At 69.8% G+C, this 22,261-nt stretch carries 23 protein-coding genes and 1 pseudogene; 7 read left to right on the plus strand and 17 right to left on the minus strand.

Annotated elements, in window-relative coordinates; all coding sequences use genetic code 11:
- From ACFWSK_RS24745 to ACFWSK_RS24755, 3 genes and pseudogenes are all read left to right on the plus strand, one after another.
- The coding region (locus tag ACFWSK_RS24745) for a transposase (RefSeq protein WP_383790116.1) at positions 1 to 572 on the plus strand (572 nt) is incomplete at its 5' end.
- 45 nt (positions 573 to 617) lie between these two features.
- Positions 618 to 1,184 (plus strand): annotated as a pseudogene (locus ACFWSK_RS24750) (HNH endonuclease signature motif containing protein).
- A gap of 60 nt (positions 1,185 to 1,244) precedes the next feature.
- The gene (locus ACFWSK_RS24755) at positions 1,245 to 1,424 is read left to right on the plus strand and encodes a hypothetical protein (protein ID WP_383790287.1); all 180 of its coding nucleotides are present in this window, start codon (positions 1,245 to 1,247) and stop codon (positions 1,422 to 1,424) included.
- Positions 1,425 to 2,018: 594 nt separating this feature from the next.
- Here the strand turns inward: ACFWSK_RS24755 and ACFWSK_RS24760 are convergent.
- The 4 genes from ACFWSK_RS24760 to ACFWSK_RS24775 all read right to left on the minus strand — a co-directional run bounded on the left by ACFWSK_RS24760 (position 2,019) and on the right by ACFWSK_RS24775 (position 7,463).
- Positions 2,019 to 3,377 (minus strand): class I SAM-dependent RNA methyltransferase, encoded by a 1,359-nt coding sequence (locus ACFWSK_RS24760; RefSeq protein WP_383790118.1) that lies wholly within the window; start codon positions 3,375 to 3,377, stop codon positions 2,019 to 2,021.
- Between the two features lie 100 nt (positions 3,378 to 3,477).
- Positions 3,478 to 5,526: an APC family permease gene (locus ACFWSK_RS24765; protein ID WP_383790121.1), complete on the minus strand. Its 2,049-nt coding sequence runs from the start codon at positions 5,524 to 5,526 to the stop codon at positions 3,478 to 3,480.
- Between the two features lie 125 nt (positions 5,527 to 5,651).
- Positions 5,652 to 6,692, minus strand: a complete 1,041-nt coding sequence (locus tag ACFWSK_RS24770) for a 1-aminocyclopropane-1-carboxylate deaminase (protein WP_383790124.1) — start codon at positions 6,690 to 6,692, stop codon at positions 5,652 to 5,654.
- 111 nt (positions 6,693 to 6,803) lie between these two features.
- Positions 6,804 to 7,463, minus strand: a complete 660-nt coding sequence (locus ACFWSK_RS24775) for a GntR family transcriptional regulator (RefSeq protein WP_383790126.1) — start codon at positions 7,461 to 7,463, stop codon at positions 6,804 to 6,806.
- A gap of 226 nt (positions 7,464 to 7,689) precedes the next feature.
- Here ACFWSK_RS24775 and ACFWSK_RS24780 point away from each other — a divergent pair, with 226 nt between their 5' ends.
- Together ACFWSK_RS24780 and ACFWSK_RS24785 are read left to right on the plus strand one after the other, a co-directional pair.
- Positions 7,690 to 8,358, plus strand: a complete 669-nt coding sequence (locus ACFWSK_RS24780; protein WP_383790129.1) for a potassium channel family protein — start codon at positions 7,690 to 7,692, stop codon at positions 8,356 to 8,358.
- The gene (locus ACFWSK_RS24785) at positions 8,358 to 9,035 is read left to right on the plus strand and encodes a TrkA family potassium uptake protein (protein ID WP_173316303.1); all 678 of its coding nucleotides are present in this window, start codon (positions 8,358 to 8,360) and stop codon (positions 9,033 to 9,035) included. The genes ACFWSK_RS24780 and ACFWSK_RS24785 overlap by 1 nt, the downstream gene beginning before the upstream one ends.
- Positions 9,036 to 9,141: 106 nt before the next feature.
- On the opposite strand, the gene ACFWSK_RS24790 is transcribed toward ACFWSK_RS24785, so the two are convergent.
- The 8 genes from ACFWSK_RS24790 to ACFWSK_RS24825 form a co-directional block, all read right to left on the minus strand.
- Positions 9,142 to 9,900 carry a DUF3159 domain-containing protein gene (locus tag ACFWSK_RS24790; protein ID WP_383790132.1) on the minus strand — a complete coding sequence of 253 codons (759 nt, stop codon included), beginning with the start codon at positions 9,898 to 9,900 and terminating at the stop codon, positions 9,142 to 9,144.
- A gap of 3 nt (positions 9,901 to 9,903) precedes the next feature.
- Positions 9,904 to 10,320 carry an OB-fold nucleic acid binding domain-containing protein gene (locus ACFWSK_RS24795; protein WP_382737445.1) on the minus strand — a complete coding sequence of 139 codons (417 nt, stop codon included), beginning with the start codon at positions 10,318 to 10,320 and terminating at the stop codon, positions 9,904 to 9,906.
- 109 nt (positions 10,321 to 10,429) lie between these two features.
- Complete coding sequence (locus ACFWSK_RS24800) at positions 10,430 to 11,122, minus strand: response regulator (RefSeq protein WP_383790134.1); 693 nt, start codon at positions 11,120 to 11,122, stop codon at positions 10,430 to 10,432.
- Between the two features lie 67 nt (positions 11,123 to 11,189).
- A complete protein-coding gene (locus ACFWSK_RS24805) occupies positions 11,190 to 13,733 on the minus strand; it encodes a DUF4118 domain-containing protein (protein WP_383790137.1) in 2,544 nt (847 codons plus the stop codon).
- 159 nt (positions 13,734 to 13,892) lie between these two features.
- A complete protein-coding gene (locus tag ACFWSK_RS24810; RefSeq protein ID WP_383790140.1) occupies positions 13,893 to 14,636 on the minus strand; it encodes an ABC transporter ATP-binding protein in 744 nt (247 codons plus the stop codon).
- 194 nt (positions 14,637 to 14,830) lie between these two features.
- Positions 14,831 to 15,598, minus strand: coding sequence for a DUF3710 domain-containing protein (locus ACFWSK_RS24815; RefSeq protein WP_383790142.1), 768 nt, complete (start codon positions 15,596 to 15,598; stop codon positions 14,831 to 14,833).
- A gap of 1 nt (position 15,599) precedes the next feature.
- Positions 15,600 to 16,127 carry a dUTP diphosphatase gene (gene dut, locus ACFWSK_RS24820; RefSeq protein WP_383790144.1) on the minus strand — a complete coding sequence of 176 codons (528 nt, stop codon included), beginning with the start codon at positions 16,125 to 16,127 and terminating at the stop codon, positions 15,600 to 15,602.
- The gene (locus ACFWSK_RS24825) at positions 16,127 to 16,711 is read right to left on the minus strand and encodes a PaaI family thioesterase (protein WP_383790146.1); all 585 of its coding nucleotides are present in this window, start codon (positions 16,709 to 16,711) and stop codon (positions 16,127 to 16,129) included. Before ACFWSK_RS24825 ends, dut begins: the two co-directional genes overlap by 1 nt.
- 58 nt (positions 16,712 to 16,769) lie before the next feature.
- On the opposite strand from ACFWSK_RS24825, the gene ACFWSK_RS24830 reads away from it, so the two are divergent.
- Entirely contained in the window at positions 16,770 to 17,228 is a 459-nt protein-coding gene (locus ACFWSK_RS24830) for a DUF3093 domain-containing protein (protein WP_383790148.1), read from the plus strand.
- 14 nt (positions 17,229 to 17,242) lie between these two features.
- Here ACFWSK_RS24830 and ACFWSK_RS24835 read toward each other — a convergent pair whose 3' ends face one another.
- The 4 genes from ACFWSK_RS24835 to ACFWSK_RS24850 form a co-directional block, all read right to left on the minus strand.
- Positions 17,243 to 18,196: a hypothetical protein gene (locus tag ACFWSK_RS24835; protein WP_383790151.1), complete on the minus strand. Its 954-nt coding sequence runs from the start codon at positions 18,194 to 18,196 to the stop codon at positions 17,243 to 17,245.
- A 12-nt stretch (positions 18,197 to 18,208) separates the two neighbouring features.
- Positions 18,209 to 18,505 carry a DUF4193 domain-containing protein gene (locus ACFWSK_RS24840; RefSeq protein ID WP_030577297.1) on the minus strand — a complete coding sequence of 99 codons (297 nt, stop codon included), beginning with the start codon at positions 18,503 to 18,505 and terminating at the stop codon, positions 18,209 to 18,211.
- Between the two features lie 405 nt (positions 18,506 to 18,910).
- Complete coding sequence (locus ACFWSK_RS24845) at positions 18,911 to 20,143, minus strand: sensor histidine kinase (protein ID WP_383790153.1); 1,233 nt, start codon at positions 20,141 to 20,143, stop codon at positions 18,911 to 18,913.
- Between the two features lie 7 nt (positions 20,144 to 20,150).
- Complete coding sequence (locus ACFWSK_RS24850; RefSeq protein WP_073721987.1) at positions 20,151 to 20,804, minus strand: response regulator transcription factor; 654 nt, start codon at positions 20,802 to 20,804, stop codon at positions 20,151 to 20,153.
- A gap of 370 nt (positions 20,805 to 21,174) precedes the next feature.
- On the opposite strand from ACFWSK_RS24850, the gene ACFWSK_RS24855 reads away from it, so the two are divergent.
- Positions 21,175 to 21,348, plus strand: coding sequence for a hypothetical protein (locus tag ACFWSK_RS24855; RefSeq protein ID WP_328906288.1), 174 nt, complete (start codon positions 21,175 to 21,177; stop codon positions 21,346 to 21,348).
- Between the two features lie 99 nt (positions 21,349 to 21,447).
- Here the strand turns inward: ACFWSK_RS24855 and ACFWSK_RS24860 are convergent, their stop codons facing one another.
- The gene (locus ACFWSK_RS24860) at positions 21,448 to 22,248 is read right to left on the minus strand and encodes an inositol monophosphatase family protein (RefSeq protein ID WP_383790157.1); all 801 of its coding nucleotides are present in this window, start codon (positions 22,246 to 22,248) and stop codon (positions 21,448 to 21,450) included.
- Between the last annotated feature and the right edge of the window lie 13 nt (positions 22,249 to 22,261).

Genomic DNA, 22,261 nt, shown 5'->3' on the forward strand with positions numbered 1-22,261 from the left:
TTCCGGCACCGGCCTGGACTCCGGCCGTCGAGACGGACGGGGAGATCCGCGACGGCGCCTGGGTCGCCGAACTCACCGGCGATGTCGTGGACGGCCGGCCCAAGGGCATGCGGCTGATCGTCAGGAAGGAACGACCGCACCCTGGGGCCCAGCTGCGGCTCACCGATGCGGACGGCATGCGGCTGACGTGCTTCGCCACCAACACCTCGGGCCGGCCGATCGCCGAACTCGAACTCCGTCACCGGCTGCGAGCCCGGGCCGAGGACCGCATCCGCGCCGCCCGGGCCACCGGACTGCGCAACCTGCCCCTGCACCGCACGGCCCAGAACCGGATCTGGCTGGAGATCGTGCAGATCGCTCTCGACCTGCTGGCCTGGATGCCGATGCTCGCCCTGACCGGCAAGGCCCGCCTCTGGGAACCCCGACGCCTGCGGCTCCGCCTGTTCACCACGGCAGGACAGCTCGTCACCACCGGCCGCCGCCAGATCCTCCGCCTGGCCCGGCACTGGCCCTGGACCAGCCACATCACCGCCGCACTCGACCAGCTCGCACTCCTGCCGAACCCCGGCTGACCAGCAACTTTCCCGTCCCCACGACAGTAGCCCAACACCGGAGCAGTGGAACCCGGCGCCTCCCCGAGACGACACTCGGGCCCTCAACCTGCCCACTCTCAGCCCACGGCACGAAACGGTCCACCGACTCCGTCGGCGGACCGTCATGAAACTTCGAGGCTAAGTAGTCGCCCCGCCATTACGGGGGCCAGGACGGCCACAGAGCTAAGGAACTCTCCAGGCGCTGTAACAGGTGGCGGGCGTCTGTCCGATATATCTGGTGGGTGGCTGAAGGGAACCCATGGAAGTACGGGGAAAATCCCGGGACAGATCGGCCGACAGCTGCAGGGGAAATCCTTCAAAACATTCGGGGATTTTCGCGAGGCTTTCTGGAAAGCTGTTGCCAGTGACTCAGGGTTGGCAGCAGGCTTCAGTAAATCAAACAGGACACGTATGGCTGCCGGCAGGGCGCCATTTGTGGCGAACCAGTAAGCCGTGGGAAGGAATAACAAGTACGTCCTCCACCACGTAAAACCGATTCAACATGGCGGCGGCGTCTACGATCTGGACAACCTGGTGGTTGTAACGCCTCGGTATCATGCCGAGGTACTGGACCCCAACTACCACCAGTGAGGTGTGATGGGCGCGCCTGACCTTACCCGCGATCAGCTCGTCGAGCTCGTTCGCAAAATTATGGCGGACCACGGGACGGAGGAGGAAGTCGATAGGCTCGTGGAGATTCTCGAAGCGAGCGTTCCTCATCCTCGTGTACTCAATCTCATCTACCATCCCGACATGGAAGGTTTTACGGACGGCTTGACGGCAGAAGAGGTTGTGGACACCGCCTTGTCCTATACCCCTTTCGCTCCGTAAGGAGAAATGCGGGGTTCGGATCCCCGGCCGCAGGTCGACGTATGCCGCCAGCGTCAAGGCCGCTGGCAACAGAACCTCCGGGGCCGATCGGCCCCGGAGGCCGTTCCTTGTTCTGGCTCAGTTCAGCGCGGATCCACCGGCTTGAGTGTGGTGCGATCGGTTCGGGCTGGTGCAGGGCATGTCGAGGCTGGGCAGACAGAACCCCGAGGTGAGCAGGTTCGCGCTTCCTCGGTCGACTCTGAGGAGACGACGCCGGAACGCTGTATCGCGTGGCCGTCGGCGCTGACAGGTTGTCGACATCGGCGGCGAGCCAAGCCGCCCCACCCGGCAGTTGTGACAGTTCCCCTGGACACCTGACAGCCAGCAGTTCACCTGACGCCCCACCAGAAGGAGCGTCAGGTGAGCGTCAAGATGCCCTGTCAGCACCATGTCGTCGCCCGGATCGGGAGTGGCACACGCCACACTCACCCTCTGAACCTGCAGGTCAGCGGCCTTTTCGAGAGGCTCAAGGAGCATCACGCACTCCACATGATGCGCCCATGAAAGCATGTCGACGCGACCTGCTGGTTTCCCGAAAGTTGGGAAACCAGCAGGTCAAAGGCCCTTCGTTGCAGGCTCGAGGATCGCTACACACTCAACATGCGACGTCATCGGGAACAGGTCGAACGCCCGCAGCGTCCGCACCTTGTAGCCGCCCTCGCGGAAGTAGCCCAGGTCCCGGGCCAGGGCCGCCGGGTCGCAGGCCACGTATGCGATGCGGCGGGCGCCCAGCGCGGTCAGCTGCTTCACCGTCTGCTTGCCCGCGCCCGCGCGCGGCGGGTCGAGGACGATGAGGTCGGCCTCCGTGATGCCCGTGCGCGGCAGGACCTGGTCCACCTTGCCGTGCTCGATCCGGACCCGCTCCAGGTCCTTCAGGTTGTGGCGGGCGTCCTCGACGGCGCGCTTGCCGGACTCGATGCCGAGCACCGCGCCCTTCTCGCCGATACGCTGGCCGATGGCGCCGGCGAACAGGCCGACGCCGCAGTACAGGTCGAGAGCCGTGTCGTTCTTGCGGGGCAGCAGGCCCTGCATGACCGCGCGGACGAGGGTGTCGGCGGCCTGCGGGTGGACCTGCCAGAAGCCGCCGGAGCCCACGCGGTACGTGCGGTCGTCGGCGCGCTCGCGGACGAAGGCGCGGCCGTGGACGCGGTGGACGCCACCGTCGTGCTCCTCGACGCGGAGTACGGAGACCGGCTTGTCCAGCTCGACGAGGGGCAGGCGGCCGCCGGCCTTCGGGGTCAGGATGACCTGACGGTCGTGGGAACCGGTGGCGGAGATGGCCTCCACCGCGGCCATCTGCGGCCACTCGCGCTTCTCGATGCCCAGCTCGCTGACCCCGGGGGCGGCGATCATGCAGTGGTCGATCGGCTGGACCTCGTGCGAGCGGTGCTTGCGCAGCCCGGCCCGGCCCTCGTCGTCGATCGCGTACTGGACGCGGGTGCGCCACGCGGGCACCTGGCCCTGCGGGAGCTTGTCGCCCTCGGCCGGCATGACCGTGCCGTCCCAGCCGGCCTCCTCCGGGGTGAGGCCCGCGAGGCGCTTCAGCTGCTCGGCGATGACCTCGCCCTTGAGCCGGCGCTGGGCGCCGGGCTTGGCGTGCTGCCAGTCGCAGCCGCCGCACATGCCGGGGCCGGCGTACTTGCAGGGGGCCTCGACGCGGTCCTTGGAGGCTTCGATGATCCGGACGGCGTCGGCACGCAGGAAGCGGGAGCCGGTCTCGCCGTCGGTGACCCGGGCGACGATCTTCTCGCCGGGGAGGGTGTGCCGCACGAAGAGGACCTGCCCCTCCGCGGTACGGGCGATGCAGTGGCCGCCGTGCGCGACGGGGCCGACCTCGACCTCGTACTCCTGCCCGATCAGCGAGTCCCCGCTCAGTGAGTCCCCGGCCTGCGACGGAGTGGATTCGTTCTGCATGAGGGGGTGGCTCCAGAGATCAAGGGAAAAGCGGCCGGACAACGACCCACCAGTCTACGTGGGCGCCGCCCGACCGCTTACCACAAGCAGGCTCCGCGAGTCAGCCCTTCCTGGTGGGCTCTTTGTGTTTCCGTTCCACGGGGCCTCGGCGCACCGATCCCGGAGCGTTCCACTCGGCCCGCTTCCTGGCGCGCTTCTTCGCGGCCTCGGACGACTCCAGCTGGTACGGCACGGACGTCACCATGACACCCGGGGTGAACAGCAGCCGGCCCTTCAGGCGCAGGGCGCTCTGGTTGTGCAGCAGGTGCTCGTACCAGTGCCCGACGACGTACTCCGGGATGTAGACGCTGACCACGTCGCGCGGGCTCTCCCTGCGCAGGCCCTTCACGTAGTCGATGACCGGGCGGGTCACCTCGCGGTAGGGCGAGTCGAGGATCTTCAGCGGCACGTTGATGCCGCGCCGCTCCCACTCGTCCCTGAGCACCTTCGTCTCCTCCGGGTCGACGCTGATGGAGAGCGCCTCCAGCCGGTCGGAGCGGATGAGCTTCGCGTACGCCAGGGCGCGCAGCGTGGGCCGGTGGAGCTTGGAGACCAGGACGATCGAGTGGACCCGCGAAGGGCGGACGGTCTCGTCGGACGGGGTCTCGTCGGCGGCGATCTCCTCGGCCACGCGGTCGTAGTGCTTACGGATCGCGGTCATCGTCCCGTAGAAGATCACCATGCCGAGCAGGGCGACCCAGGCGCCGTGGGTGAACTTGGTGGCGAGGACGACCACGAGCACGAGGCCGGTGAAGAAGGCACCGAAGGTGTTGATCGCACGCGAGCGGACCATGTGGCGGCGCGCGGCGGGGTCCTTCTCGGTGCGCAGATGGCGGTTCCAGTGCCGCACCATGCCGGTCTGGCTGAGCGTGAAGGACACGAAGACGCCGACGATGTACAGCTGGATCAGCTTCGTCGAGTCGGCGCCGTAGATCCAGACCAGCAGCACCGCCGCACCGGCCAGCAGCACGATGCCGTTGGAGAAGGCGAGCCGGTCACCGCGGGTGTGCAGCTGGCGCGGCAGGTAGCGGTCCTGGGCGAGGATCGAGCCGAGCAGCGGGAAGCCGTTGTACGCGGTGTTGGCGGCGAGGAAGAGGACGAGCGCGGTGGCCGCGGCGAGGACCACGAAGAGGAAGGTCCCGTCGCCGAAGACCGCGGCCGCGACCTGGGAGATCACGGGGTCCTGGACGAAGCTCTCTCCGACCGCGGCGCCGTCGCGCAGCAGGTCCTCCGCCGGGTTCTCGGCCATCTTCACGTCGGTGGCCATGGCCAGCCCGATGATGCCGCAGAACATGGTGACGGCCAGCAGACCCATCATCGCGAGGGTGGTCGCGGCGTTCTTGCTCTTGGGCTTGCGGAAGGCGGGAACTCCGTTGCTGATCGCCTCGACGCCCGTGAGTGCGGCACAGCCGGAGGAGAAGGCGCGCAGGAGCAGGAAGACCAGTGCGAAACCGGCCAGCCCCTGGTGTTCGGGCTTGATCTCCAGCTCCGAGGTCGGGGCGTGCATGGATTCACCGAGGACGAGCCCCCGGAACGCGCCCCAGAGGATCATCAGGAAGACGCCGACGACGAAGAGGTACGTCGGAATGGCGAAGAGCTTGCCGGATTCCTTGACGCCCCGCAGGTTCATCAGCGTCAGCAGCACGATCGCGCCGACGGCGACCGGAACCTTGTGCTCCACGACGAACGGGATGGCCGAACCGAGGTTCTCCACACCGGAGGAGATCGACACGGCGACGGTCAGGACGTAGTCGACCAGCAGGGCACTGGCGACCGTGAGTCCGGCCTTGGGCCCGAGGTTGGTGTTGGCCACCTCGTAGTCGCCGCCGCCGCTCGGGTACGCACGCACGTTCTGCCGGTAGGAGGCGACGACCGTGAACATGAGCACCACGACGGCGACCGCGATCCACGGGCTGAAGTGATACGCCGACACACCCGCGATGGACAGCACGAGGAGGACTTCTCCGGGTGCGTACGCCACCGAGGACAGCGGGTCGGATGCGAAGACGGGGAGCGCGATACGTTTCGGGAGGAGCGTTTCTCCCAGGTTGTCGCTGCGCAGCGCCCGGCCGATCAGGATCCGTTTGGGCACGTCGGTCAGTTTGGACACGCAGAGGATCGTATGCGTTCCGTATGGATGCCGATGAGCCCCCACCCCATCAAAGTCGGACAATCTCCTCTAATTTACGGCTTTGGGCAAAGAACTTCGCTCAATCTTTAACGTCTTCCTTGCGCTCATGCTTCCGCGAAGAGCGCGCTGTATCCGTTGAGTGCGGGCTGACCGCCGAGATGGGCGTAGAGGACGGTGGCATCGCGGGAGATCTCGCCGCGCGCGACCAGGTCGGCCATGCCCGCCATCGACTTCCCCTCGTACACCGGGTCGGTGACCATGCCCTCGGTCCGCGCGGCCAGCCGCATCGCGTCGAGCGTGGCCTCGTCGGGGATGCCGTACGTACCCCCGTGGTAGCGCTCGTCGAGCTCGATGTCCGCCACGGTGAGCTCGCGCCGCACCCCGATCAGCGAGGCGGTGGCGCGGGCGATCCGTGCCACCTGCTCCCGGGTCCTGGCCGGTTCGGCGGAGGCGTCGATGCCCAGCACGCGCCGGGGCCGGCCGCCCGCCTCCTCCAGGGCGGCGAAGCCGGCGACCATGCCCGCCTGGGTGGAGCCGGTGACCGAGCAGACGACGACGGTGTCGAAGAAGACGCCGAGCGCGGCCTCCTGCTCGGCGACCTCGTAGGCCCAGTTCGCGAAACCGAGGCCGCCGAGCGGATGGTCGGAGGCGCCGGCCGGAATCGCGTACGGGCGTCCGCCCCGGTCCTCGACCTCGCGCAGCGCCTGCTCCCAGCTCTCCTTGACACCGATCCCGAAGCCGGCGCGCACGAGACGGATGTCGGCTCCGGCCAGCCGGCTGATGAGGATGTTGCCGACCTTGTCGTAGACGGCGTCGGGCCATTCCACCCAGCTCTCCTGGATGAGGACGCACTTCAGACCGGCGCGGGCCGCCACCGCCGCCACCTGACGGGTGTGGTTGGACTGGACGCCGCCGATCGACACGAGGGTGTCGCAGCCCTTGGCCAGTGCGTCGGCGAGGAGGTATTCGAGCTTGCGGGTCTTGTTGCCGCCGTAGGCGATGCCGGAGTTGCAGTCCTCGCGCTTGGCCCAGAGTGCGGCGCCACCCAGGTGCTCGGTGAGCCGGTCCAGCCGGTGCACGGGCGAGGGCCCGAAGAGAAGGGGGTAGCGCTCGTACGAGGTGATGTCGGCCGGGAAGGTCGGCACGGGAGCTCCTTGGATCTCGGGGGATCTCGGGGGATCTCGGGGGATCTCGGGATGGGATACGGCAGGGAACGGGCGGGGCCCCGGTGGAACGATCGGAGGCCGGCGGAACGGTCAGAGGGCCGGTGGCTCGTCCGCCAGCTCCTCCAGCGCGCGCCAGATCTCCGCCGTGATCCGGGAGGCGGCCTCCGCGTCTCCCCCGGCGCAGGCGTCGATGAGCCGGTCATGCAGTGCCGCCGAGCCGTGCGCCGCGCTCGCCGTGCCGAACTGCCGCCACTCCAGGCGGCGGATCAGTGGGGTGTAGCGCTCGACCGTGGCGGCGACGGCGCGGTTGCCGCAGGCGGTGACGAGCACGTCGTGCAGTGCGTCGTCGGCGCGCAGCGCTGCGGCCACGTCACCCTCGGCCGCGGCCGCCCGGAACCGTTCGTTCGCCGCCCGCATCGCCGCGATGTCCGCATCCGTGAGGTGCGGGACCGCGCTGCGGGCGGCCAGTTCCTGCATCGCGCGCACGACGGCGGCCGCGTCCCTGACGTCACGCGGGACGAGCCTGGTGACGCGGGTGTAGCTCTGTGGCTTGCTCTCCACGAGCCCCTCGCCGGCGAGCCGGGACAGGGCGTCGCGGACGGGCGCCCTGGAGAGCCCGAGCCGATCGGCGAGTTCGCCGTCGCGGACGGACGCGCCGGGTGGGATGTCGCCGCGGACGATGGCGTCACGAATCGCTTCGTACGCGGTGTCCCGCAGCAGTGTGCGACGGACGGGCCGGAGGGTCTCCATGAACTGACATGTTAGATGTCTGTGCTGCCGTACTCAAGAGTGCGGGCAGCGGGCGAGGACGCGGGGCACACTCGGATGAGGAGGCCGGTGCGTTGCGGCATAAGCTCAATCCCGGGCAACGCCGAAGGTCGTTGCCCCGTTGTTTGCCCGGCAAGCTGAGAAAGAAGTGTGACCAGGGTGTTTTCGCAGGTCAGCGGGATGACCAGGACGGCGAGGTAGGCGCAAGGTGCACATCGTCATCATGGGCTGCGGGCGAGTCGGAGCCGCTCTCGCGCAGACCCTGGAGAAGCAGGGACACACGGTCGCCGTGATCGACCGCGACCCCACCGCGTTCCGTCGCCTGGGTTCCGGGTTCGGCGGGCGCCGGGTCACCGGGGTCGGTTTCGACCAGGACACCCTCCGCGAGGCCGGGATCGAAGAGGCCGGCGCGTTCGCCGCGGTGAGCAGCGGCGACAACTCGAACATCATCGCGGCCCGGGTGGCCCGCGAGATGTTCTCCATCGAGAACGTCGCCGCCCGGATCTACGACCCCCGCCGTGCCGAGGTCTACCAGCGCCTCGGCATCCCCACGGTGGCCACCGTCCGCTGGACCGCGGACCAGATGCTGCGGCGGCTGCTGCCGTCCGGCGCCGAGCCGCTGTGGCGCGACCCGAGCGGCGGGGTGCAGCTCGCCGAGGTGCACACCACGCCCTCGTGGATCGGCCACAAGATCAGCACGCTCCAGGAGCAGACAGGCGTCCGCGTGGCGTTCCTCACCCGATTGGGTGAAGCGATCCTGCCGACGTCGCAGACGGTCCTGCAGGAGAGCGACCTGGTCCACGTGATGATGCGTACGGACGAGGTCGCGAAGGTCGAGGCGGCCTTCGCCGAGGGCCCGGAAGAAGGCGGTCACTGATGCGCGTGTCGATTGCCGGGGCGGGCGCGGTGGGCCGCTCCATCGCGGCCGAGCTGCTGGAGAACGGGCACGAGGTGCTCCTGATCGACAAGGCGCCGACCGCCATCTCGGTGGAGCGGGTCCCGATGGCCGAGTGGCTGCTCGCGGACGCCTGCGAGATCACCTCGCTGGACGAGGCCGCCCTTCAGCGGTGCAACGTCGTGATCGCGGCGACGGGTGACGACAAGGTCAACCTGGTCGTCTCCCTGCTCGCCAAGACCGAGTACGGCGTGCCGCGGGTCGTCGCCCGGGTGAACAACCCGAAGAACGAGTGGCTGTTCAACGAGTCCTGGGGCGTCGACGTCGCCGTCTCCACACCGCGCCTGATGTCGGCCCTGGTCGAGGAGGCGGTGAGCGTCGGCGATCTGGTCCGGCTGCTGCGCTTCAGCCACGGCGACGCCAACCTCGTCGAGCTCACCCTGCCCCCGGAGTCGGCGCTCGCCGGTACCCGGGTCGGCGATGTGGCATGGCCGGAGGACACCTCGCTGGTCACGATCATCCGCGGTACGCGCGTCCTCACGCCGAGCGTCGAGGAGTCGCTGGAAGCCGGTGACGAGCTGCTGTTCGTGGCGGCCCAGGCGCGCGAGGAACAGTTGGAGGATCTGCTGTCGGTGCGCCGCGAGCTCACCGAGGACTGATCCGGGCCCGTACACCCGTACGGGCAGGAGAACGAAAGGGCCCCGCACCGTGGGAAACGGTGCGGGGCCCACTCGTTCGCGTGGGTGCCGGCTGACGTGGCCGCCGTCAGCTGTCCTGGCCGCCGGCCTGCGCGGCCCGCGCCTTACGCTCCTTCTCGGCCTGCTCCTCCGCCTCCATCTCGGCGAAGACGTCGATCGGCGGCGGCGCCTTGGCGAGGAAGAGCCAGGTCAGGTAGACGGCGAGCAGGAACGGCGGGATCTTCAGCGAGACCAGGACCCAGCCGAGCTGGGTGGTGTCGGCCCACCAGTAGAGCGGGAAGAGGATCGCGCACTTGGCGAGCAGGATCAGCCCCCAGGCCCAACTGGCCTTGGCGTAGGCCGCCTTGCGGCCGGGGTTCCTGGTGCGCCAGGAGAGGTTCTCCTTGAAGACCGGGCCCAGGATCAGGCCGATCAGCGGCACACCCGCGATCGTCGTGACGATGTACGCGAGGGCCAGTCCGAGCGTGTAGATCATGCCCGGCAGGTAGAAGTCCTTGGCGTTGCCCGTCATCATCGCGAAGACCACGCCGAAGGCCACGCCGAAGACGCCGCTGAAGGCGTGCTTGACGGTGTCCTTGCGGATCAGCCGGACCCCGACCATGACCAGCGACACGACCAGGGCCGCGATGGCCGCGGTGTGCAGGTCCTTGTTGATGGTGAACATCGTGACGAAGAGCAGCCCGGGAAGGACTGTCTCCACCATCCCGCGGACTCCGCCGAACGCCTCGGAGAGCGCGGCCTCCGTGACCGCCTTCGCGGCGGCCTCCTCCCGGGCGGTGGGGTGGGACTTGTCCGTATCGGACGTCGGCTTGTCGAGAGACGTCACCGGCTACTCCTTGCCGAGCGGTCGGAGTTCGTATTTGGGGTTGAACAGCACTCGGCGTCCGTGACTCATGGAGATACGGCCCGAGGCGATGAGCTTACGGCCCGGCTCGATGCCGACGATGGAGCGACGGCCGAGCCAGACCACGTCGAGCGGCGCGCTGCCGTCGAAGAGCTCCGCCTCCAGGGCGGGCACTCCGGCTCGCGGACGCAGGGTGACAGTCCGCAACGTACCAGTCACCTTGACGATCTGGCGGTCGGAGCACTCGGCGATGCGGGTGCACCCCGACGCCTGCGCGTCCTCCCGCAGCTCCTCGGACTCCAGGTCCTGCTGGGAGCTGGACAGGCGGTCGAGCATCCGGCGGAAGCGGCCGGACGGCTTATCCGCCTTGCCGGCCTTCTCGAATCGGGGAACAGCACTCATACCCGAAGGGTACCGGTGTCCGGAGGTGTCGGCGGGTGCCCGGTGGCGTCACTCGGACGGGTCACCTCAGTCGTCCCGGTATGACCTTCCCGTACCCCGTTTCCGGCGGTCAGCCGCGCTCGAAGCGGTAGCCCATGCCCGGCTCGGTGACGAAGTGCCGGGGGTGCGAGGGGTCGGCCTCCAGCTTGCGCCGCAGTTGGGCCATGTAGACCCGGAGGTAGTTGGTCTCGGTGCCGTACGAGGGGCCCCAGACCTCCTGGAGAAGCTGCTTCTGGCTGACGAGGCGGCCGCTGTTGCGGACGAGGACCTCCAGCAGGTGCCACTCGGTGGGGGTGAGGCGTACGTCGCGGCCCCCGCGGTTGACCTTCTTGGCCGCCAGGTCGACGGTGAACCCCTCGGTCTCGACGATCACGACGCCGTCCGCGCCGTCCGCGCCGACGGGCTCGGCCCGGCGTACCGCCGCGCGCAGCCGGGCCAGCAGTTCGTCCATGCCGAAGGGCTTGGTGACGTAGTCGTCGGCGCCGGCGTCCAGAGCCTCGACCTTCTCGTCCGAGGTGTGGCGGGCGGAGAGCACGAGGATCGGCACCCGCGTCCAGCCGCGCAGTCCCCGGATCACCTCGACACCGTCCATGTCGGGCAGCCCGAGGTCGAGGACGACGACGTCGGGGTGCCGGGCGGCGGCCAGCTGGAGAGCTGTCGCACCGTCGGGCGCCGCGTCCACCTCGTACTTGCGCGCCTTCAGGTTGATCACGAGGGCGCGTACGATCTGCGGCTCGTCGTCGACCACAAGCACCCTGGTCATCGTGGACCTGCCTTTCTGCTGCACGGAAGATGTCTGCTGCACGGAACACGTAGGAGGTACGGGAGCGTCACGAGGTGACCTGGGCGGACAGGCCGGTGCTGACCGGAACGTATCCCGCCGCCGCCTTGAGGGTGAGAACCATGGTCATCCCGCCGCCGGGGGTGTCCTCCGCGTCGAGTGTCCCGCCCATGGCCTCCACGAAGCCGCGGGCCACCGCGAGGCCGAGGCCGACCCCGGCGCCGCGCGGGGCGTCGCCGTAGCGCTGGAAGGGCTCGAAGATGCGTTCCTTGCCCTCGTCCGGGACACCGGGGCCACGGTCGGCGACGCGTAGCTCGACGCGTTCGCCCAGCGAGCTTGCGGCGACGACGACGCGCGTTCCCTCGGGGCGGTACTTCACGGCGTTCTCGACGATGTTGGCGACGGACCGCTCCAGCAGCCCGGGGTCGACGGCGACCATCGGAAGGGTCTCCGGGATGTCGAGGTCGACACTGCCCTCGGGTACGCCCCCGAGTGCCATGGGGACGACTTCGTCGAGATCGATCTCGCGGATCAGCGGGGTGACGGTGCCGGTCTGGAGGCGGGACATGTCCAGGAGGTTGCCGACGAGGTGATCGAGCCGGTCGGCCCCGTTCTCGATCCCTTCGAGGAGCTCCGCCTCGTCCTCCTCGGACCAGGAGACGTCGTCGGAGCGCAGGGAGCTGACGGCGGCCTTGATGGCGGCCAGCGGGGTACGCAGATCATGACTGACGGCGGCGAGGAGCGCGGTCCTGATCCGGTTGCCCTCGGCGAGCCGCCTGGCCTCCTCGGCCTCCCCCACCAGGCGCTGCCGGTCCAGTACGACGGCGGCCTGGGCGGCGAAGGCGCCGAGCACCCGCCGGTCCTCGGCGGGCAGCACCCGGCCGGAGAGCGCCAGCGCCATGTGGTCGCCGACGGGCATGTCGACATCGGCGTCCTCCGGGCGGACGACCGGAGTCGGGCCGACGGACCCGGCGCAGGTCCACGGATCGACGTCGCTCCGCCGCTCCAGGAGGGCGACGGACTCCATGGCGAAGGTCTCGCGGACCCGCTCCAGCAGGGCGTCCAGGGCGGTTTCGCCGCGCAGGACGCTGCCGGCCAGGAAGGAGAGGATCTCGGATTCGGCGCGCAGCCTGGCGGCCTGGTGGGTGCGGCGCGCCGCCAGATCCACCACGGAGGCGACCGCGACCGCCACCGCGAAGAAGATCACTATGGCGACGAGGTTCTCCGGGTCCTGCACGGTCAGGGTGTGGGTGGGCGGGGTGAAGAAGTAGTTGAGCAGCAGGGAGCCGACGGCGGCCGACGCGAGGGCCGGGCGCAGCCCCCCGAGCAGAGCGGCACCGACGGTCAGGAAGAGGAAGAGCAGCACGTCGTTGGCGAGCCCTGGGCCGTCCTCCAGGCTTCTGAGGAACAGTGAGAGGGCCGCCGGGCCCCCGACGCCGACGGCCCAGCCCCAGAGGATGCGTGCCCGGCCGAGCCGGTTGCCGCGTGCGAGGGGCAGTCCTCGGCCCTTGGCGACCTCTTCGTGCGTGACGATGTGGACGTCGAGGTCGGGGCCGGAATCGCGGGCCACCGTGGCGCCGACGCCGGGGCCGTAGATGTACTGCCACGCCTTGCGGCGGCTGGAGCCGAGGACGATCTGGGTGGCGTTGACCCCGCGGGCGAATTCGAGGAGCGCCGAGGGTATGTCGTCGCCGATGACGTGGTGGAAGGTGCCGCCCAGGTCCTCGACGAGGGTGCGCTGTACGGCGAGTTCCTTGGGCGAGGCGGCGGTGAGCCCGTCGCTCCGGGCGATGTACACGGCGAGGATCTCGCTGCCCGAGCCCTTGGCGGCCATCCGGGAGGCGCGGCGGATGAGGGTGCGGCCCTCGGGGCCGCCGGTCAGCCCGACGACGATGCGTTCGCGGGCCTGCCACGTGGTGCGGATGTTGTGCTCGCCGCGGTACTGCTGGAGGTATTCGTCGACCCGGTCGGCGACCCAGAGCAGGGCCAGCTCGCGCAGTGCGGTGAGGTTGCCGGGGCGGAAGTAGTTGGACAGGGCCGCGTCGAGCCTGTCGGGCTTGTAGATGTTGCCGTGGGCCATGCGGCGGCGCAGCGCCTGGGGCGACATGTCGACCAGTTCGATCTGGTCGGCACGGCGTACGACTTCGTCGGGGACGGTCTCGCGCTGCCGTACTCCGGTGATCGACTCGACGACGTCGCCGAGCGACTCCAGGTGCTGGATGTTGACGGTCGAGATGACGTCGATGCCGGCCGCGAGGAGTTCCTCGACGTCCTGCCACCGCTTGGCGTTGCGGGAGCCGGGCACGTTGGTGTGGGCCAGCTCGTCCACCAGCGCGACGGCGGGTGCGCGGTCGCGGACCGCGTCGACGTCCATCTCGGTGAAGACGGCCGAGCGGTACTCGATGTCACGGCGCCGGACCTGTTCCAGGCCGTGCAGCATCACCTCGGTGCGCGGCCTGTCGTGGTGCTCGACGAAGGCGACGACGCAGTCGGTGCCCCGCTCCACCCGACGGTGTGCCTCGGAGAGCATCGCGTACGTCTTGCCGACGCCCGGTGCCGCACCCAGGTAGATCCGAAGCTTGCCGCGTCCCATGGCCCCATTGTCTTTCAGAATCGGCTGCGGCCGATGCGGCAGCCGATTCCGAAACTACTCCGAGGATTTCGGGCATATCGGACCGGGGGTGGCTCAGGGGTGCGTATTGACGGGATTCTGATGCCCGGCAGGGTCGCCGAGGAGGCTCTCCCGCGGGCCTCAGACCGCCTTCGTGTGCTCCACGATGTGCCCGTCGCCGAGCTCCAGGACCCGGTCCGCGAGGCCCAGGAGCTGGGCGTCGTGGGTGGCGACGAGGGCGGTGACGCCCTCGCTGCGGACCACCGCGCGCAGCAGCTCCATGACGGCGAGGCCGGTCTCCGCGTCGAGCTGTCCGGTGGGCTCGTCGGCGATCAGCAGGGCGGGCCGGTTGGCGAGTGCGCGGGCGATGGCGACCCGCTGCTGCTGGCCGCCGGAGAGCTCGCCGGGGCGCTGCTGGGCGTGGTCACCGAGCCCGACAAGCGAGAGCATCAGCGCCACGCGCTCCTCGCGCTCCCGCGGGTCGGCCTTGCGCAGCCGCATCGGTACGCCGACGTTCTCCGCGGCGGTCAGGATCGGGAGCAGGCCGAACGACTGGAAGATGAAGCCGATACGGTCGCGGCGCAGTTCCAGGAGCCCGTTCTCGCCGAGCTCGGAGAGGTCCGTGCCGTCGACGATGATCCGGCCGCTGTCCGGCGAGTCCAGGCCGCCGACCAGGTTGAGCAGTGTCGTCTTGCCCGATCCGGACCGCCCCTTGAGCGCGACGAGCTCACCGCGGGGGATCTCGAAGGAGACACCGCGCAGCGCGTGGACGGCCGCGGCGCCGGTCCCGTAGGAGCGGCGCAGGTCCTCGACCCGCACCATGGGCCCGCGCCCCGGCTCCTCGGCCACCGCAGTGCCGCCCTGCGCGCTGATGCTCTCGGTCATGTCTCTCCCCGTACGTACGCTTCCCCGCCGCGGCCAGTATGTGCATGAGGCACACGACCGGGCAATGGCCAGGTGCGGGAGATCGGCCCCGCGCGGCGCACGGCGCACGGACAGACGCACGGATACGGAAAAGCCGGTGGGCCGTACCCCGGACGTGCGGGTACGGCCCACCGGCCGATGCTGCGGGGGGCGCCTCAGCGCACCTCGGTGATCTCGGGTCCACGCTGGAGCTGGCCCATTCCACCGGAGAACTTCGAGCCCTCCTGCTCCTCCTGCTGCACACCCTCCGGCACCATCTGGGCGTCGTTGGGGAGCTTCAGGACGATGGGGTCGCGCGGCGCCATCGGACCCTCGCCACGGACGACCACGGTGTCCCGGAAGATCGTCTCCAGCAGTCCCGCGGCCTCCGGCTGCACGGCACCCTGGCCGGAGATGACTCCGCGCAGGAACCAGCGCGGCCCGTCGACTCCGACGAAACGCACGAGCTGTACGCCGTTCGTCCCGTCCGGAAGCTGTACGGGGACCTGGGCGCGCAGCTCCCAGCCCAGCGGACCCTCGACCTCGTCGATGATGCCGCCCTGCTGGGTGATGCCCGAGGCGATCTCCTCGCGGACCTCGCCCCAGATGCCCTCCTTCTTGGGGGCTGCGAATGCCTGGAGCTGAACCGCGCTGTCCCGCAGGACCACGGTGGCGGCGACGATCGCGTCACCCGCGACCTCGACCCGCAGCTCCATGCCCTCGACTCCGGGCACGAAGATGCCGCCCAGGTCGACCCGGCCCTCGCCGGGCTGGCTGACCTCGTCGAAGTCCCACGGCCCGTCCGGCCGCGGGGCCGGCGGAAGGTTCATCCGGCGCGAACCGTTCGCGGCGCCGTCGGTGAGCTCGTCGGCGACCTGCTCGGCCTCGCGCGCTTCGTCCGCCGCGTCCTCGGCGGAACCACTCTTCTTGCGACGTCCGAACACGTCACTGTCCTTCCCGGTCGGATACGACCGAAGCGTAGCTGTTCCCACCCTGGGTGATCCCGCCCGTGACGCCGTCCACCGCGGCATGACCGCCGGTGGACCCGAAGCCACCCTCGGCCCGCGCCGAACCGGGAAGTTCCGCCACCTCGTGGAAGCGCACCTTCTCGACCTGCTGGACGACCATCTGAGCAATCCGGTCGAAACGTTCGAACCGCACGGTCTCGCGCGGATCGAGGTTGACCACGATCACCTTGATCTCCCCACGGTACCCGGCATCAACCGTCCCTGGGGCATTCACGAGGGCCACTCCGCAGCGGGACGCGAGGCCGGAACGCGGGTGCACGAACGCGGCGTACCCGTCGGGCAGCGCGATCGAGACCCCGGTGGGCAGCACCGCCCGTTCCCCGGGCGCGAGTTCGGCGGCCTCCGTGGTCACCAGGTCGGCCCCGGCGTCGCCCGGATGACCGTACGAGGGGATGGGCACCTCGGGGTCGAGCCGGCGGATCAGTACGTCGAGAGGAGGGTGCATCAGGGGTTCACCTCGAAGGCGCGGGCTCGCTTGACCTGGTCGGGATCGGCCATGGCCGCCTGGATCTCGGCCGGACGGCCGTTCTCGATGAAGTGGTCGACCTTGACCTCTATGAAGAGGGCGTCGGCGCGGACCGCGACGGGCCCGTCGGGGCCGCCGGTCCGGCCGGTGGCCGTCGAGTAGATCTTGCGGCCGTGGACCGCGGTGATCTCGGCGTCCAGGAAGAGGACGGTGTCCACCGGTACCGGCCGGACGAAGTCGGTCTCCAGCCGTCCGGTCACCGCGATCACCCGCAGCAGCCAGTTCAGCGAGCCGAGCGTCTCGTCCAGCGCCGTGGCCAGGACGCCGCCGTGCGCGAGGCCCGGGGCGCCCTGGTGGGCGGCCTTCACCGTGAACTCGGCGGTGACGCGCACGCCCTCGCCCGCGCGGGCCTGGAGGTGCAGCCCGTGCGGCTGTCCCCCACCGCAGCCGAAACAGTGTTCGTAGTGCGCGCCGAGGAGTTCTCCCGGTGCCGGGGCTTCGGGGTGCCGGACCGGCGCCACCGCGTCGGCCGGGGGCGTCAGGCCCTTAGATGTTCCACTCACAGGCGCAGACCTTACCCGCGCGGCCGACCGCGGGCCGCGCCGTGCCAAGCTTGGTTTCATGCAGCCTTCCGCAACGCCCTTCGACGAACGACTCACCGCTCCCCGTTCGTGGTGGGTCATCGCCTTCGGGGTCGGCATCGCCTGTGCCCTGATGCTCCTGCCGCTGGGCACCCTGCCCCTGCTCGCCGGTCTGGTCGGCGGCACGGCGGCCTCGGCTGTCGTCGTGAGTTCGTACGGCTCCGCGCGCATCCGCGTGGTGGCGGGTGCCCTCGTCGCGGGCGACGCGCGTATTCCGCTGTCGGCGCTCGGCGAGGCCGAGGTGCTGGACGCGGACACGGCGCGCGCCTGGCGCTCGCACAAGGCCGACATGCGCGCGTTCATGCTGCTGCGCAGCTACATCCCGACGGCGGTGCGGGTCGAGGTCACGGACCCGGCCGACCCGACCCCGTACGTCTTCCTGTCGACCCGCGAGCCGCAGGCCCTGGTGGCGGCCCTGACGGCGGTACGAGCTGCCTGACCGGACGGGGAGCCCTAGCCCTTCGGCTCCCCGGGCAGCTGCTCGGGATTCTCGGGCTGGTCCAGCGCGGGCAGGTCGGGGAGCCGGTCCCAGGGCACCTGATCCTTGCGCAGGTCGTTCCTGACCCGTTCGGCGAGCTTCTTGGTGTCCCGCCGGTTCATCATCGCGCCGACCGCGGCGCCGATCATGAACGGGATCAGATTAGGCAGGTCGCGCACCATGCGCTTCATGATCTGCTGGCGCAGTTCGCGTTTCATCTGGCCGCCGAGCGCCGCGTTCAGCGTGGTGGGCCGTGAGACGTCGATACCGCGCTCCTCCGTCCAGGACGTCAGATACGCGGTGCTGCGCTGGCTGATGTTGCCGGGCGGGCGCCGGCCGTAGACCTCGTGCAGCTCGGCGACGAGCTTCAGCTCGATCGCTGCGACGCCGGTGATCTCCGCGGCCAGCTCGGCGAGCATCGCGGGCGGTACGGGCATCATGGCCGCCGCCCCGATTCCCGCGCCGACGGCGGCGGTGGCCTTGCTCGCGCCCGTGATGAGCTTGTCGGCGAGCTCTTCGGGGCCGAGCCCCGGGAACTGCCTGCGCAGGGTGGCGAGATCGCGCACGGGGACGCGGGGAGCCGTGTCGATGATCCGGTCGGCCAACTGACCGACTACGGCTCTGGCGCTCTCCCCGCCCTTGCGTACGCCCCGTTTCAGTGTGTGCAGACGGCCTGCCCCGGGCGCGGGCTCAGCCCTGTCGGCCTCTGTGGCCTTTTCCGTTGTGCCTGCCGTGCCTTCCGTCCGGACCGCTTCGAGCGAGGCCGGTCGGCCTCGCTCGTCGCCAGGTGCGCCCACGGAGGGCGGCAGGGCGGCGGAACGCTCGGCAGACGGGCTTGCGCCTGCTGCCGGGCCTGTGCCGCCCTGATGCGCCTCCGTGGCTTTCCTGTGCCACAAGCGCCGCTTCCGGAACGGTGTGTCGCCTGCCACGGCCGTCCCGACCTAGTCGCAGTCGCGGCAGATCGGCTGGCCGTTCTTCTCGCGGGCCAGCTGGCTCCTGTGGTGCACGAGGAAGCAGCTCATGCAGGTGAACTCGTCGGCCTGCTTGGGCAGGACCCGTACGGCCAGTTCCTCGTTGGACAGGTCTGCGCCGGGCAGCTCCAGTCCCTCGGCCGCGTCGAATTCATCGACGTCGACGGCGGATGCCGCCTTGTCGCTCCGACGAGCCTTGAGCTCTTCGAGGCTGTCCTGGTCCACGTCGTCGTCGGTCTTGCGCGGGGTGTCGTAATCCGTTGCCATGTCGCTCTCCCCCTCATGGGTTTCTGCGGTGTCTCCAGCGCACGTAACGCGTGAGAGGCCGGACTTGTGCCCGACCTGAGGCGGAGATTTTGCCTCACATCAAGGTCTGTTACTGAATCGACACCCAACCGGGCCCCTCGGGAGAGGTCGGCTTGGGTGGCGATGGGGACCGTACACGGTCCTGATACTGCAGTTCACAGGCGCCACCCCGTGTACTTCCCGTGATATCGACCCTCGAAAACCCGGACGTTTCCCGGCTTTCCGACGGAGGTGCGATCACGGAGGGTGGAGGAGCCTGATTTCGCACCTGTGATCGATCACACACGGACTCGCCGGGAACGGGTCCCGAAAATTCCGCCTAAAGCGAACAGTGCGATCGTTTGCGGCCTCGCACCACGAACCCTCTCAGACCGGCAGGGTGACGCGCATCACAAGACCACCGCCCTCGCGGGGCTCCGCGATGATACGGCCTCCGTGGGCCCTCGCGACGGACCGCGCGATCGACAGGCCGAGTCCGACCCCCTTGTCGCTGCCCGTCCGCTCCGTACGCAGCCGCCTGAAGGGCTCGAAGAGGTTGTCGATCTCGTACGCGGGCACCACAGGGCCCGTATTCGAGACGACGAGGAGCGCCTGCCCGGGCTGGAGCTCGGTGGTGATCTCCACCCAGCCGTTTTCGGCCACGTTGTAGCGGACGGCGTTCTGTACGAGGTTCAGCGCGATCCGCTCCAGCAGGACACCGTTGCCCTGGACGACGGCGGGTGCCCGCTCGCCACGGATCCGCACCCCCTTCGCCACGGCCTCCGCGTGGACCTGGTCGATGGCCCGGTCCGCGACCTCGGCCAGATCCACGGGCTTGCGTTCGACGATCTGGTTGTCGCTGCGGGCGAGCAGCAGGAGCCCTTCGACCAGCTGCTCACTGCGCTCGTTGGTGGCCAGCAGGGTCTTGCCGAGCTGCTGGAGCTCCGGTGGGGCCTCCGGGTCGGAGAGGTGGACCTCCAGCAGCGTGCGGTTGATGGCGAGCGGGGTGCGCAGCTCGTGCGAGGCGTTCCCGACGAAGCGCTGCTGCGCCGTGAAGGCCCGCTCCAGGCGGTCCAGCATGTCGTCGAAGGTGTCTGCGAGCTCCTTCAGCTCGTCGTCCGGGCCGTCCAGCTCGATCCGGCGCGACAGATCGGTTCCGGCCACCCTGCGGGCTGTGCGGGTGATCCGGCCCAGCGGGGACAGCACCCGGCCCGCCATCGCGTACCCGAAGGCGAACGCGATGATGCTGAGGCCCACCAGGGCCAGCAGCGACCGGTTCAGCAGAGTGTCGAGTGCCTGCTTGCGCTGGTGGTTGACGCAGGCGTTCATGGCCGCGTTGAAGGCATCGGGTGTGGCCTTCTTGGGAAGGTCGCACACCTCGCTCGTGACCTGGCCGTTCACGATCTGGAACGGCAGCTCGCTGCCCACGTGCAGGGCCTGGGCGGCCAGCATGTAGATGATCGAGAGCAGCAGGATGCCCGCGATCAGGAACATGCCCCCGTACAGCAGCGTGAGGCGTATGCGGATGGTCGGGCGCAGCCAGGGATACGGGGGCTCCTGCTGTTTGGGCTCCCAGGTCGGCTTCGGAGGCGCTGTCACGGGCGCCGGGGCGGCTGGCACGGCGTCCTCAGATCCGGTATCCGGAACCGGGCACCGTGACGATGACGGGCGGTTCGCCGAGCTTGCGGCGCAGGGTCATCACCGTCACGCGCACCACGTTGGTGAACGGGTCGGTGTTCTCGTCCCACGCCTTCTCCAGAAGCTGCTCGGCCGAGACGACCGCGCCCTCGCTGCGCATCAGGACCTCGAGCACGGCGAACTCCTTCGGCGCGAGCTGGATCTCCTGCTCGTCCCGGAAGACCTCGCGGCGGTTGGGGTCGAGCTTGATCCCGGCGCGCTCCAGGACCGGCGGCAGCGCGACCGTCGTGCGGCGCCCCAGGGCCCGCACCCGCGCGGTCAGCTCGCTGAAGGCGAAGGGCTTGGGGAGGTAGTCGTCCGCGCCGAGCTCCAGCCCCTCCACCCGGTCGCTGACGTCACCGGACGCGGTGAGCATGAGCACCCGGGTGGGCATGCCGAGCTCGACGATCCTGCGGCAGACGTCGTCGCCGTGGACCAGCGGGAGGTCCCGGTCCAGCACCACCACGTCGTAGTCATTGACCCCTACGCGCTCCAGGGCCGCGGCACCGTCGTAGACGACGTCGACGGCCATGGCCTCCCGGCGCAGTCCGGTGGCCACCGCATCGGCGAGCAGCTGCTCGTCCTCGACGACGAGTACGCGCACGGCGCTGTCCTTCCTTAGGTACTTCGGTAGATCGAAACGGCGAACGGCCCTGGTCCGGGCCGCACGGCCGCACCGTCAGCAGAGTGACTGTGCGCGTCCATCCTGCCCGCAACGCGCATAAACCGGCGGTAAGGCGACGCGGGGCCGGCTGCGGCCCAGGAGAAGGCGGCGGATTTGCGGGCCAGTTGAGGTTTCTGGCGGAGCAGGGCTGGGGAGTACGACTTCACACCCGAGATCACACCCTGCACGTGGCATGCCACTGCCCATTCCGCCCCCTTGGGGGAAGGCGTGATCACCCGCCCTCCGGTCCCCGGCCGGAGGAACCCCGGGCACACCCCCGTGCCACCGACCCACGATGAGGGGGCGCTCCATGGACGCTTTCACCGCAGGTCTGCTGCAACGCATCAAGAGCACCGAGTCCGACCTCACGAGGGCTCGCGAGACAGGTGACGACTTCCTCGCGGATGTCGAGCAGGGAGAGCTGGACGACCTGCGCCGCCTCGCGGCCGAACACGGCGTCGAAGTCAGCACCACAAGCGTCTGAGCCGCTACGAGAGGGCCCCGGCCGCCGGTCACGGCAGCCGGGGCCCTTTCTTTGCCCGTACGCCCGCAGGGGGCCGTCAGGGGGCCTGCGGGCCCTCGGTCAGTCGTGCCAGGCGCCGAGCTCTTCCAGGAGTGCCTGGAGGGGCTCGAAGACGCCGGGGGTGGCGGCCACCGTCAGTCCGCCGTCCGCGGGCCGTCCGGGACGTCCGCCGGTGAGTGCGCCCGCCTCCCGGGCGATGAGATCGCCGGCCGCGAGGTCCCAGGGGTGCAGTCCGCGCTCGTAGTAGCCGTCGAGACGGCCCGCCGCCACATCGCACAGGTCGACGGCGGCCGAGCCGCTGCGCCGGATGTCACGCAGCCGCGGGATGAGCTGGGCGGCCACGGCCGCCTGGTGGGTGCGGACGTCGGTGACGTAGTTGAAGCCCGTCGACACGAGCGCCTGGTCGAGCGGGGGCGCGGGACGGCTGCGCAGGGCGGCGCCGTTCGCGTACGCGCCGCCACCGAGCACGGCGTGGTACGTCTCACGGCGCATCGGGGCCTCGACCACGCCCACGATCCGCTCGCCGTCGCGTTCCGCCGCGATGGACACCGCCCAGGTGGGCAGTCCGTAGAGGTAGTTCACCGTGCCGTCGAGCGGGTCGATGACCCAGCGGATGCCGGTGCTGCTCTCGGAGCTGGCGCCCTCCTCCCCGAGGAATCCGTCGCCGGGGCGGCGCTCGGAGAGGAAGCCGGTGATCAGCTTCTCGGCGGCGATGTCCATCTCGGTGACGACGTCGATGGGGCTGGACTTGGTCGCGGCCACCCCCAGGTCCGCCGGGCGGCCGTCGCGCAGCAGGGCGCCGGCGCGGCGGGCCGCTTCCAGGGCCAGGTCGAGGAGTTCGGTCAGGAAGGGGTCGGTCACAGTGCTCCCAGGA

Source organism: Streptomyces sp. NPDC058620 (assembly GCF_042717135.1).
Taxonomy (GTDB): Bacteria; Actinomycetota; Actinomycetes; order Streptomycetales; family Streptomycetaceae; genus Streptomyces.